The sequence below is a fragment of the Exiguobacterium sp. s141 genome (assembly GCF_018618085.1).
GTDB lineage: Bacteria > Bacillota > Bacilli > Exiguobacteriales > Exiguobacteriaceae > Exiguobacterium > Exiguobacterium mexicanum_A.
Window position 1 is genome coordinate 627,829 of sequence record NZ_JACSLJ010000002.1, and the last position, 12,661, is coordinate 640,489.

Sequence of the window (12,661 nt, forward strand, 5' to 3'; positions counted from 1 at the left end):
CAAACAGACAGCTGGCCTTTGGTCAGCTGTTCTAATTTCTAGAGGTGAACACGAATGGAAACGATACATCAAACCCCGATGATGAAACAATACTTTTCAATCAAGGCTGATTATCCAGACGCCTTTCTCTTCTACCGGCTCGGTGACTTTTACGAGCTGTTCTTTGAAGATGCCCAAATCGTCGCCAAAGAACTTGAGTTGACATTGACCGCGAAAAACGGGAAGAACGCTGAGCACCCGATTCCAATGTGTGGCGTACCACATCACTCTGCCGCTATCTACATTGAACAGCTGATCGAAAAAGGGTTCAACGTGGCCATCTGTGAACAGATGGAAGATCCGAAAGCGACGAAAGGGCTCGTCAAACGTGAAGTCATCCAAGTCATCACGCCGGGTACATACATGGCTGCACTCGGTGAGAAAGAGAACCGGTATTTACTATCGGTCGTGAACGTAGCAGGCCGTTTCGGGATTGCCCGCGGCGATGTGACGACAGGTGAGTCATGGTTAACGACGTTGTCATCGCAAGAAGCTGTGTCACGAGAAGTGGAAGGGCTAGCGCCGAGTGAGATTATTGTTGCCGACGACGAATTAAGACAACAACTCGCTCCGCTAGGCATCCCGTTGTCGGTCCAGACAGAGCGGCTAGCGAGCCCGTTGTCGAGCGGAGCGAAAGACGAGGCGCAAGTGAGCGCGTTTGAATTGCTGTTCGCTTATTTGACGCGCACGCAAAAACGCGCCCTCGATCATCTCCAACCGGCCGTCGCCTATGAAGTCGAGGCCCATATGCAACTCGATGCCAACACGGCCCGGAACTTGGAATTGTTTCGGTCGGCCCGGTCCGGTGAACGGAAAGGGTCGCTTCTCGCCTTGCTTGATGAGACGACGACGGCGATGGGGGGACGGTTGCTGAAACGTTGGCTCGAACAGCCGCTCTATACCGAGCAGGCGATTCGGGACCGACAAGATGCGGTCGAGAACTTGGTCGATGACTTCATGCTTCGTGACCAGTTGCGTGAACAGCTACGTCACGTCTACGATATCGAACGGCTCGTCGCCAAAGTCGGTTACGGGACGGCCAACGCCCGTGACCTCGTCCAACTCCGGAACACACTCGAGCGCATCCCGGCGGTGCGGGCCTTGCTCGAAGGCGTCACGGCCTCACGGCTTCGTCAAATCGATGATACGCTCGACACATTCGACGACTTAGCCAGCATGCTCCAGACAGCGCTTGTCGAGGCGCCACCGATCTCGATTAAAGAGGGTGGGATGATTCGTGCCGGCTATTCGGCCGAACTCGACGAACTGCTCGAGGCGAAAGCGAACGGAAAGACATGGATTGCCAATCTCGAGCAACAAGAGCGGGTCGCGACCGGCATCAAGTCGCTGAAAATCGGCTATAATCGTGTCTTCGGTTATTACTTGGAAGTGACGAAAGCGAACGCCCGCCTGCTCGAAGAGGGACGTTACGAACGGAAACAGACGCTGACGAACGCCGAGCGTTACGTCACACCCGAGTTAAAAGAGAAAGAAGCGCTCATTCTCGGGGCTGAAGAGAAGAGTTGCACGCTCGAGTATGATTTATTCGTCGCCTTGCGTGACCAAGTCAAGCAAGAGACGAAACCGCTCCAACAACTGGCGCGCTCGCTCAGTGAGCTAGACGTCTTGCTCGCGCTCGCCATCGTCGCCGAAAAACGGGACTACGTCCGCCCGACGACGTCAAACAACGTCCAAATCGATCGTGGGCGCCATCCGGTCATCGAAACGGTATTGCCTCGTGGTGAATACGTGGCCAACGATTTGACGCTCGACGACACGCGGCGCATGCTCTTAATCACCGGACCGAACATGTCCGGTAAATCGACGTATATGCGTCAATTCGCCTTGATCGCCATCTTGCATCAAATCGGGTCGTTCGTGCCGGCTGAAGCGGCTGAGATTCCATTGTTTGATCGAATCTTTACCCGCATCGGTGCGGCCGATGACTTGGTGAGCGGTCAGTCGACGTTCATGGTCGAGATGACGGAGACACGCCAAGCGGTGACAGAGGCGACCGAACACAGCCTCATCTTGCTCGATGAGATCGGTCGGGGGACGTCGACGTATGATGGCATGGCGCTCGCCCAGGCTATCGTTGAATACATCGCTTCGACAATTGGAGCGAAGACGTTGTTCTCGACCCACTATCACGAGCTGACCGTGCTCGAAGACACGATCCCTGCTCTTGAGAACGTGCACGTCCGCGCCATCGAGCGAGACGGGCGTGTCGTGTTTCTACATGAAGTACATCCGGGGCGGGCCGATAAGTCGTACGGGATTCATGTCGCTGAGCTCGCTGAATTGCCCCGTGATTTGATTGAACGGGCGCGGACCATCTTGTCTCAACTTGAGACAGACTCGAAACCGGAACGGGCAGCTGTTGAACATCCGGGAACGGCAGAACCCGTGGCCCAACTATCGCTCTTTGAGGCGGAAGACGAGATTAAACGACAATTGCTCGAACTCGATTTGTTGGCGATGAACCCGATCGAGGCGATGCAAGCGCTCTATGCGCTCCAACAATCCGCGAAGAAGGGGTGAGTCGATGGGAATCATACAGGAGTTACCGGAACAACTGGCCAACCGAATCGCGGCTGGCGAAGTCGTCGAGCGACCGGCCTCGGTCGTGAAAGAGCTCGTCGAGAACGCGATTGACGCCGGCGCCACCAAAATCGAAGTCGATTTGGAGGAAGCGGGCATCCGTCTCATTAAAGTCCGCGATAACGGGCACGGGTTTTATGAAGAGGACGCCCCGCGCGCCTTTTTACGTCATGCGACGAGTAAGATTCGGGACGAGCACGACTTGTTCCGGATTCGCACGCTCGGCTTTCGTGGGGAGGCGCTCGCCTCGATTGCTTCGGTCAGCCATGTGACGCTGAAGTCACGCCGGGCCGAGGAAGACGGGTTCGAGATGACGCTTCAAGGCGGCGTTGTCACGGCGCAAACACCGGCCGCGGCGAACGTCGGGACGGAGATAGCCGTCAGTCAATTGTTCTATAATACACCAGCCCGATTGAAGTATTTGAAAACGTCCGCGACGGAACTGGCGAGCATCACCGACACGTTGAACCGCATCGCCTTGTCCCACCCGGAAGTGCGCCTCACGGCGTTCCATGAAGACAAGGAACTGCTCAGGACGAGCGGGAACGGAGACATCAAACAAGTCATGCTCGCCATCTATGGCCGACAAGTCGCGGCCCAAATTGTCACGGCGTCGAGTAAGACGAACGACTATAGTTTGAGCGCCCATCTCGTCCGTCCGGAAGTGACGCGTTCGAACAAGCAGTACGTGACGCTCATCTTGAACGGTCGGAGCATCAAGAGCTTCGCGTTGACCCAAAGTGTGCTCGAAGGCTACCACACGCTGCTACCGATTGGTCGTTATCCGATCGCTGTCCTCGAAGTGAACATGGACCCGATGCTGATCGATGTCAACGTCCACCCGACGAAACGAGAAGTTCGGCTTTCAAAAGAGAAAGAGCTCTGTCAGTTGATTCGTGAGACGGTCCAACTGACACTCCGGGAACAGCGTTTAATCCCGTCGGTCAAACCGAAAGAGCGACCGGTCATTCGGACCGAACAAGAGCGACTTGATTTCACGGTTGAACGGGCGCCGGTCACGGAAGAAGCACCGACGTGGAACTATCCAATTCCACGTGAGCCTGTCACGTCACCGAGTCGTTGGTCGCCGACCCCGCTCGTCAATGAAGCGCCTGAGCTGACAGAGTCGACGGTCGAATCGGAAACAATCGAGACGAAAGGAGAGCGGTTGCCGCCGCTCGACGTCATCGGTCAATTGCATGCGAGTTATATCGTCTGTGGTGCCGAGGACGGGATGTACGTCATCGACCAACACGCGGCCCAGGAACGAATCAAATATGAGTTGTTTTACAAGCAGCTCGGGAATCCTGACAAGGAATACCAGTTGTTGCTGCTTCCGCTCACGCTCGAGTTCACGCAAGAAGAGGCGCTCGCGATTGAAGAAGTCACTCCGCTTTTAAAAGAAGCAGGTCTCGAATTGGAGCCGTTCGGCGGCAATACGTTCCTCGTTAGAGAGATTCCGACGTGGTACCCGCAACATGATTTAGAAGGAACGGTCCGTGATTTGATAGAGATGGCGATTCGGGATCGCTCCATTGACATCGCTAAATATCGGGAAGACGCGTCGATTTTGATGGCGTGCAAACGGTCGATTAAAGCGAACCATCCGTTGAACCACGAGATGATGCGGCAATTGCTTCACGATTTGAATCAGACGACGTCTCCGTACACGTGTCCGCACGGACGTCCGATTTTAGTGAAGTGGAGCACGTACGAGCTCGAGAAGCTATTTAAACGCGTTATGTGACACGCCTGTAATCTTTTTTTAACCTCCTGTTACGTTTATGGATAGGTGGCTATGGGAACAATATACACATGTCACTCAACGCATCGAGGTTGAGAGGTGGCTTTTTCACTGCCTCACCCTCAAGATGTAGACATGATCGATAAACCAGTAGGGGGAAAAGATTATGGCAGACACGCTTAAAGTAACGAAACGAGAATTACGACCACGTTCGGTCCGCGCTAACTTGCGTAAAGAAGGAAAAGTGTTAGGTGTCGTTTACGGCTACAAAGTTGAAAGCACACCGGTCGCATTCGAAGAGATGGCACTTCGTAAGATTCTTCGTGAACACGGCGACAACGCTTTGATCGAACTCAATATCGATGGTAAGAAAGTGAATACACTCGTTCACGGGACAGAAGTCGACCCATTCACGAACGAATACAAGCACGTCGAATTTATGGCAGTGAAGATGGACGAAGCGACAGAAGTCGAAGCGGACGTCACACTCGTCGGCGACGCGAAAGGCGTCAAAGAAGGCGGCTACTTGGCACAGACGCTCTATAAAGTAACGGTCTCGGCAACACCAGCCAACATTCCGGAGCGTATCGAGCTTGATGTTTCTGAACTCGGCATCGGTGACTCGCTCACTGTCGCTGATATTCCAGAGAACAAAGATTACGAAATCGTATCTGAGGGTGATCTTCAAATCGCATCGGTGAATGAACCGGTGGCGGTCGAAGACCTTGAAGCTGATACAGCGACAGAAGGCGAAGTTGAAGCGACTGAAGAGGCGTCAGAAACTTCAACGGAAGAGTCGGAAGAGACTTCTGAAAACAAAGAATAATCATTTCGAACGGCCCTTTGCGAAGGGTCGTTTTTTTCTAGTCACAAATCCGACAAATGTAAACGATTACGATGTGAAAAATGTGTCAACATGTGGAAGGGGCGATTGCAATTTATTCGTTTCGGGCTTATATTGTTAATGATTTCACATGTTCGTTCTTATTATAATGGTTTCATTCAAACAGAAAGAAGGGTTTGTGACATGGCATCAATGGAAATCCATGCACTCGAATCGTTGCGGAAGAAAGCACAGGCATCTTCGCAAATGATTCATTATCGGCCAATGGAGTACTTTTTACGAGCAATGCTCGCGGGGATCTTTATCGGATTCGCTTCAATTTTCACACTGAAAGTCGTCAACGGAATGTATTTGATCGATTCTCCGTTCACAACGCTCATCGGAGGATTCTCATTCGGGATCGCCCTCGTCATGATCATCTATGGCGGAGCCGAACTGTTCACCGGGAATACGATGTACTTCACAACCTCGACGATGCGGGGATACACGACGCTCAGCGACACGATGCTCGTCTGGTTGCTCTGCTTTGTCGGGAATGCGCTCGGTGGCGTTTTGTTCGCCTTGCTGCTCGCTCCGACCGGTGTCATCCAAGAACTTGGGATGGACAACTGGCTGTTCTCGGTCGTCGAAAGCAAGATGCACCACACGACGGTCGAAATTTTCTTCCGCGCAATCTTCTGCAACTGGATGGTCTGTCTTGCCATCTTCTTGCCGAAGCAAATGAAAAACGAGTTCGCCCAAATCTTCTCGATGATCTTCCTCGTCGCCGTTTTCTTCGCCTCAGGATTTGATCACGTCATCGCCAACTTCGTCTTGTTCGCCCTCACGCTCGTCGTCCCGCATCCTGAGGCGATCAGCTTTGCCGGCGCGATCCACAACTTGATCCCAGCCACGTTCGGGAATATCATCGGTGGCGCATTGTTCATGGGTGCGATCTATACGTGGTTGAACGCGAAAGGCTTGCGTGAAGCCCAAGAGTCAGAAGAAAAAGAAGAAGTCGAATTTAAAATCGTAAAGCCTGCTAAAGAGTTGTGATATGGTTCACATTAAGGTATGGTCGAGTCCAGATGAGGGCTCGGCTATTTTTTTGCGAATACGTCACACTTAATGCTCACAATTTAGACTTCACTACTTCCCAGAAAAACATGACATAATCTATATATGGAACTTAAGCGAGTAATTAACTCGCTTGTAATCAATATATAGTGAGGTGATGCGGAGTGAATATGCTCCAGCTTTATGAAGATGTCTGTGTTCTCCCAGATCAGGACCTCGTACAAGAGAACGCCAACGTCGACGGGAAATCACCACTTGGAAAATTGGCACGATTATCCTCAGAAGTATCAAAACAATTGTCGACGACATATCTATTATCAGAACGGTCACGTCAAGCCGTCGAGGATAATTTTTTGTATATCCATGACGCCGACTACTACGTGACAGGATCGACGACGTGTTGTCAAATCCCGCTCGGCCACTTGCTCACGAACGGATTTCATACCGGGCACGGGACGATTCGACCGCCCCAGGATATCCGCTCGGCGATGGCGCTCGCTTCGATTATTCTTCAAGCGAACCAAAACATGCAACACGGCGGTCAAGCTTTCCCGATGTTTGATGTCGACCTCGCACCGTATGTCGAAAAGACGTATGAACGTCAGCTCGAGCGGCTCAAAAAGCTACCAGTCGAATGGACGACCGAGCAACTCTTTGAAACTGCCGAGTCTGAAACAATCGCGGCGACGTATCAAGCGTGTGAGGCGTTCATCCACAACGCCAACTCGATGCACTCACGTGGTGGCGGACAAGTACCGTTCGTTTCCATCAATTACGGCACCGACACGAGCCGGTGGGGACGCATATTCATTCGAGAGTTGCTGCGCGCGACCGAGCGAGGGCTCGGTAACGGGGAGACGCCGATTTTCCCGATTCAAATCTTTAAAGTGAAAGAAGGGGTCAACTTCCATGAGGACGATCCGAACGTCGACTTGTTCCGTCTCGCCTGTCGTGTGACGGGCAAGCGGTTATTCCCGAACTTCTCGTTCGTCGATGCTCCGTTCAACCTTCAATACTACGACGGGACGCACGGCTCGGAAGTCGCCTACATGGGTTGTCGGACAAGGGTGATGGGGAATCGGCATGGTGCCGAGACGTCGATTGGACGCGGCAACTTATCGTTCTCGACGTTAAATTTGGTCAAGATGGCGCTTGTCGCTTCGAACATCCATTCGTTTTATGAGACGCTCGACGCCTATGTCGACGTCGCCATCGATCAATTGCTCGAACGATTCGACTATCAAGCGAAGCGGCACGCCGACGAATTTCGGTTTCTCTATGCCCAACACGTCTGGCGGGGTGGAGAGAGACTCGGTCCAGAAGACAATCTTCGCGAGGTACTGAAGCAAGGGACGCTCTCGGTTGGATTTATCGGTCTCGCCGAAGCGCTTCGTGTACTCACAGGTGGCACGCATGCCGAGTCGCGAGAGGCGGAACGGCTTGGGCTCGATATCGTCACTCATTTACGTGATCGAATGAAGCAGGCATCGGAACGATACGATTTGAACTTTTCTCTTTTGGCGACCCCGGCCGAAGGATTGTCGGGTAAATTTGTGACGAGAGATCAGCAATCGTTTGGGATGATCGAAGGTGTGACCGACCGCGCCTTTTATACGAACTCGTTTCATGTGCCCGTGTATCAATCGGTCTCGATTCGCGATAAAGTCCGTCTCGAAGCGCCTTACCACGCGCTCTGTGATGCGGGTCATATCACGTATGTCGAAGTCGACGGATCGCTCGCCCATAATGCGGAAGCGGTCGAAGAGATCGTCCGGCTCATGCGGACCGAGAACGTTGGCTACGGGTCGATCAACCATCCGGTCGACCGTTGTGGCAACTGCGGCCTTGAAGGGATTATCGACGAAGCGTGCCCGACATGTGGCGAACATGAACGAATTGAACGGATTCGTCGCATTACCGGCTACTTGGTCGGGACGATGGACCGGTGGAATTCGGCAAAACGAGAAGAAGAACGAGCGAGGGTGAAGCATCATGCGCGTCCTATCCGTACTTGAAGAATCGGTCGTCGACGGTCCAGGCATTCGCACGGTCATCTTTACGGCGGGCTGCCCGCACCGTTGCCCTGGGTGTCATAATCCAGAATCTTGGAATCCACGTGGAGGACAAGACGTCTCGGTCGCGGACTTACTCGCTCAAATCGAACAATCAGGCTGGGACGGGGTGACGATTTCAGGCGGGGAACCATTTCTTCAACCGGAAGAATTGGCCCGGCTCGTCGACGGATGTAAGGCCCTTCAGAAAAACGTTTGGGTGTATACGGGCTATACGCTCGAACAGTTGCAAGCCATGAACGACGAATTCGTCACAAGCGTGCTCGACCGTGCCGATGTGCTCGTCGATGGGCGTTTCGAACAGCCGCTCATGGACCGGTCGCTTCGGTTTCGGGGATCGAGCAACCAGCGGATTATTTTCTTAAACAAAGCGTAATCGGGGCCGTCGCGTCCCGATTTTTTGTATACTAGCAAAAAAGGGGGAATTTTGATGAAATGGTGTAGTTTTCAAGTTGAAGGAGAGCAAAGGGTCGGTGTCGTGGCAGGCGAGTTCGTCTATGACGTCAGTGACCAATTACATACGACTTCGCTGTTAGAAGTCATCGCGCGTGAGTTTGAACCGGATGTCGATCTAGATGTCGCGCCAAGGCTGGCGCTTCAAGACGTCACGTTCGTCGCACCGTATCGTCCGCTCAAAAATGTCATCTGTATCGGGAAAAATTACGAGGAGCATGTGAAAGAGATGGATACGGCGGGGGCCGGTAAGCTCGTCATCTTCACGAAAGCGCCAACCTCGGTCGTCGGCCCAGAGGCTGTCGTCGAACGTCACCCCGAATTGACCGACCAGCTCGACTATGAAGGCGAACTCGCCGTCATTATCGGGAAATCAGGGCGGGATATTGACGACGTCGATGCCCATATTTTTGGTTACACGATTTTGAACGACATCACGGCCAGGGATGTGCAAAAACAACACGTCCAGTTTTTCCGCGGCAAATCGTTCGATACGTTCTGTCCGATGGGGCCATATATCGTCACACCGGATGAGCTCTCGTTCCCACTCACGATTCAAACGGTCGTCAATGGCGAGACACGTCAAGATGGGTCGACGGCGGATATGATTCGCCCGATCGAAGAGTTAATTCGGACTTTGTCAAAGGGCATGACACTTGAAGCAGGAGACATCATCGCGACCGGCACACCGGCCGGCGTCGGCCACGGCATGAAGCCGCCCGTCTATCTCCAATCAGGAGACACGGTCGAAGTGAGCATCACGGGACTCGGGACGCTCCGTAACGTCATCGTCTGACCCAATTGACGCAAATTGTGAAGAATCTTGTAATCGATGCTTCATTTCCGCAAAACGATGACTATGCCTCTTATACTAAGGGTAGAACAAAGAGGAAACATCATATAGGAGATGATTACACATGGAACGCAATGATCGTCCAACAGAATCAAATGAACAGAATCACCGCGAGGATTGGCTCGATACCGAGCTCGGCTCGTCAGAACAACGACAAGAACCGTCGAGCGCAGAGCAACCGGCCCGACCATCGTTCGTCGGCCGGATGTTCCCTGGGTTTGTCGGCGGCGTGATTGGTGCCGTCTTGACTGGCGCCATCGCTTTTCCGTTCATCGATCAAGTGCCGACAAATGTGTCTGATACGAACGTGACGTCGGAAGGGTCGCCGATCCAGACGACGTCTACGACAACGGACAGCTCGGTCACCGATGCGGTCGCGACCGCACAGCCTGCTGTCGTGACGGTGAACAATTTCGCGTCAAACGGTTTTTCAAGTGAAGCTGTCGAAGCCGGGGTCGGCTCGGGTGTCATCTATAAGAAAGACGGCGACTCGGCTTACATCGTCACGAACCATCACGTCGTCAACGGTGCTGACCGTTTGACCGTGACATTCAATGACGGATCGACAGCGGACGCCAAATTGATGGGTAGCGACGCCACGTATGACTTGGCCGTGCTCGAAGTCGATGCGGACAAAGTCTCGTCCGTCATCTCGATTGGAAAGTCGAGCGAGTTGAAACCGGGGCAAACCGTCGTCGCCATCGGGAACCCGCTCGGCCAGTTTGAGAACTCGGTCACACGCGGCGTCGTCTCGTCGACGTCACGTCTCGTCCCGGTCGATACGGATGAGAACGGACAAGCCGACTTCAACGCCGAAGTCATTCAGACGGACGCGGCCATCAACCCTGGTAACTCCGGTGGCGCGTTAATCAACGAATCAGGACAATTGATTGGGATCAACTCGATGAAAATCGCGACCGACTCGGTCGAAGGGGTCGGCTTCTCCATCCCGGTCGATATCGCTTTGCCGCTCATCAATCAAATCGAGCAGACGGGCGAAGTGAATCATCCATCGCTCGGCGTCTCGCTTCGGGACGTGTCGGAGTTCCCACCGGGGTACTTGACCGAGCAAATCAATTTGCCGGAGTCGGTGACGTCGGGCACGATCATCGTTGAAGTGCAAGCGAACAGTTCGGCTGCACGGGCAGGACTTGAGGCACGCGATGTCATCGTGAAAATCAACGATCAGGCTGTCTCATCGTTCATCGACCTGCGGAGTGAACTGATTCGAGACGCGGACGGGACCGTGACAATCGAATACGTTCGTGACGGTAAGACCGAAACGGTCGATGTCGAGATTCAAAACGCAAATGGAGACGCACTGTAAAGATGGGCACGCAGCCCATCTTTTTTGTTATGCTTAGAAAAAAGGAGGGGTTCAGTTGATTCGTAAACTATACGGGATTTTATTTCTAGGGGCCGGCATCATGCACTTCATTCAGGAACGGGCGTTCATGTCGATTATTCCGAAATCATGGCCGTTCAAACGATTCATGGTCCAGGCAAGCGGGGTCATCGAGGTCGTCTATGGTGTGTTGTTGCTCATGAACAAAGGGACGCGCTTCGTGAAAGGGACATTACCCGCTTTCTTAATCGCGGTGTTCCCAGCCAATATCAACATGGCGCTCAAACCGTCGAAACTAGGCAAGATACCGCTCCCAAAATGGGTCACGTGGGCCCGATTGCCACTGCAGTGGCTCTTAATCAAAGGGGTCAAAAAAATATAAGTACATATGGGGGAATTGATCATGACGACGAACGTATTGAACTGGTTTGAGCATTTTCATGCTCATCCGGAAGTGAGCTGGAAAGAGGTTGAGACGACGAAGACGATTGCCGACATCTTGACGTCATGGCAAGTCCGTCACGAGACGTTTGCGGACGTGACCGGGGTCATCGCAGAGATTGGGCAAGGTGATGACGTCATCGCTGTCCGGGCCGATATCGATGCCTTATGGCAACAAGTCGACGGGACGTTTCAAGCCAATCACTCATGCGGGCACGACGCCAACATCAGCATGGTGCTCGGCGCGCTCGACCTGTTGAAACATGAGATGCTATCGAAGCGAATTCGCTTCATTTTCCAACCGGCTGAAGAACAAGGGAACGGCTCGCTCGCGATGATTCAAAAAGGGGCACTCGAAGGAGTGAGTCAGCTGTATGGCATCCACTTGCGACCGCTCGAGGAATTGCAGCGCGGACAATATGCGGCTGCGATTCAACACGGAGCCGCATTCTTTCTAAGAGGAAGCGTTATCGGGGACGATGCCCATGGCGCGCGACCGCATCAAGGTCAAAACGCGTTAGATGTCATCTTTACGATTCAACAGATGCTCAAAAGCATCTACTTGTCGCCGTTCGAGCCCCATTCGATCAAGTTGACGGGCGTCCAGGCCGGTAGCGATAATTTGAATATCATCCCAGGGAACGCGACGTTCTCACTCGACGTCCGGGCTCAACAGAACAAGGAGCTGCTGGCGTTACGTGACCGCGTCGAGACGCTGTTGCAGCAAATCGCCGTCCTTCATGATGTCACCATCCACTGGGACTGGCAAGACTTCACACCGGGTGCGGAGATCGGCGAACGCTCGAGCCGACATGCGGCCGAAGCGATTGTCGACCGATTCGGGAAAAACGCGCTCGTCGACCGGATCATTACATCAGGTAGTGACGACTTTCATTTCTATACGGTCGAACAGCCGGGACTCGATGCGACGATGATTGGAATCGGCGCGAACTTGACACCGGGGCTCCATCATCCTCATATGTCGTTCGATCGGGACGTCTTACCAGAAGCGGCTGCCTTACTCGCCGATACGTTGCGCAGGGCCGCAAACGATAATTGAAGCGATTGACTAGATGGACGGGCGGGATGAGCTCGTTCATTTTTTTATTGCCAACTTTAAATGTAAGCGTTATCATCTACTTATTAGCGACAATATAACGACAATTCTGAATTTTTCGCTATCGGGGAGGAAGACACATGGAACAACAGGGGA

Annotated in this window: 10 protein-coding genes; all 10 read left to right on the forward strand. The window is 53.1% G+C overall.

The window, feature by feature from the left end; translation table 11 throughout:
* Positions 1–54: 54 nt before the first annotated feature.
* Positions 55–2,580, forward strand: coding sequence for a DNA mismatch repair protein MutS (gene mutS, locus KNP74_RS07785; RefSeq protein ID WP_214763949.1), 2,526 nt, complete (start codon positions 55–57; stop codon positions 2,578–2,580).
* Between the two features lie 4 nt (positions 2,581–2,584).
* Positions 2,585–4,387: a DNA mismatch repair endonuclease MutL gene (gene mutL / locus KNP74_RS07790; protein ID WP_214763950.1), complete on the forward strand. Its 1,803-nt coding sequence runs from the start codon at positions 2,585–2,587 to the stop codon at positions 4,385–4,387.
* A 163-nt stretch (positions 4,388–4,550) separates the two neighbouring features.
* On the forward strand, positions 4,551–5,210 hold the full coding sequence (locus KNP74_RS07795; protein WP_214763951.1) for a 50S ribosomal protein L25/general stress protein Ctc: 660 nt from the start codon (positions 4,551–4,553) through the stop codon (positions 5,208–5,210).
* Positions 5,211–5,420: 210 nt separating this feature from the next.
* Positions 5,421–6,263 (forward strand): formate/nitrite transporter family protein, encoded by an 843-nt coding sequence (locus tag KNP74_RS07800; protein ID WP_371815263.1) that lies wholly within the window; start codon positions 5,421–5,423, stop codon positions 6,261–6,263.
* Between the two features lie 191 nt (positions 6,264–6,454).
* Entirely contained in the window at positions 6,455–8,299 is a 1,845-nt protein-coding gene (locus KNP74_RS07805; protein WP_214763953.1) for an anaerobic ribonucleoside triphosphate reductase, read from the forward strand.
* A complete protein-coding gene (gene nrdG / locus KNP74_RS07810) occupies positions 8,277–8,732 on the forward strand; it encodes an anaerobic ribonucleoside-triphosphate reductase activating protein (protein WP_214763954.1) in 456 nt (151 codons plus the stop codon). The genes KNP74_RS07805 and nrdG overlap by 23 nt, the downstream gene beginning before the upstream one ends.
* A 54-nt stretch (positions 8,733–8,786) precedes the next feature.
* Entirely contained in the window at positions 8,787–9,605 is an 819-nt protein-coding gene (locus tag KNP74_RS07815) for a fumarylacetoacetate hydrolase family protein (RefSeq protein ID WP_034777410.1), read from the forward strand.
* Between the two features lie 121 nt (positions 9,606–9,726).
* Positions 9,727–10,989, forward strand: coding sequence for a S1C family serine protease (locus KNP74_RS07820; protein ID WP_214763956.1), 1,263 nt, complete (start codon positions 9,727–9,729; stop codon positions 10,987–10,989).
* A gap of 55 nt (positions 10,990–11,044) precedes the next feature.
* Positions 11,045–11,389, forward strand: a complete 345-nt coding sequence (locus tag KNP74_RS07825; protein ID WP_034777412.1) for a DoxX family protein — start codon at positions 11,045–11,047, stop codon at positions 11,387–11,389.
* Between the two features lie 21 nt (positions 11,390–11,410).
* Positions 11,411–12,508, forward strand: coding sequence for an amidohydrolase (locus KNP74_RS07830; RefSeq protein WP_214711005.1), 1,098 nt, complete (start codon positions 11,411–11,413; stop codon positions 12,506–12,508).
* Positions 12,509–12,661 lie beyond the last annotated feature (153 nt).